This is a genomic window from Haemophilus sp. HMSC071C11, from assembly GCF_001837655.1.
Classification (GTDB): Bacteria; Pseudomonadota; Gammaproteobacteria; order Enterobacterales; family Pasteurellaceae; genus Haemophilus; species Haemophilus influenzae.
Map to the genome: position 1 here is coordinate 1 of NZ_KV833439.1, position 389 is coordinate 389.

Annotated in this window: 1 pseudogene; it reads right to left on the reverse strand. The window is 39.6% G+C overall.

What is annotated here, in order from left to right:
- Positions 1–389: pseudogene (locus HMPREF2644_RS06530) on the reverse strand (helix-turn-helix domain-containing protein); the annotation flags it as partial.

The window sequence follows — 389 nt, forward strand, 5'->3', positions numbered from 1 at the left end:
TTAAATCCCTGCCAGTTGCGTTCGATGCAAATCTCCACCACTTCACAAATCGAAATTCCTGCTTTGTCCGCTTGTTTTTGCAAACGGCTAAGTTGCGTTTCGCTAATTGCCCCTCGCTTAGTTTTACGATGCGCAATAAAATCTTTAGCAAGCTGTCCTGTTATGCCAAACCGCTCAAGCAAAATTTCGGATTCGCTTTTTTGCGTAGTTTTTTTAGGTTCATTGACTGGTTCTAAAGAGTGACTGGTTATGGGTGAAATATTTTCACTACCCCCTAGTGCAAAATTTTCACTACCTAGTGAAATATTTTCACCCCCTAGTGCAGATTTTTCACTACCCTGCTCAAGGTGTAAAAGATATAAATTTGAGATGGAACCATCTTTATTTTT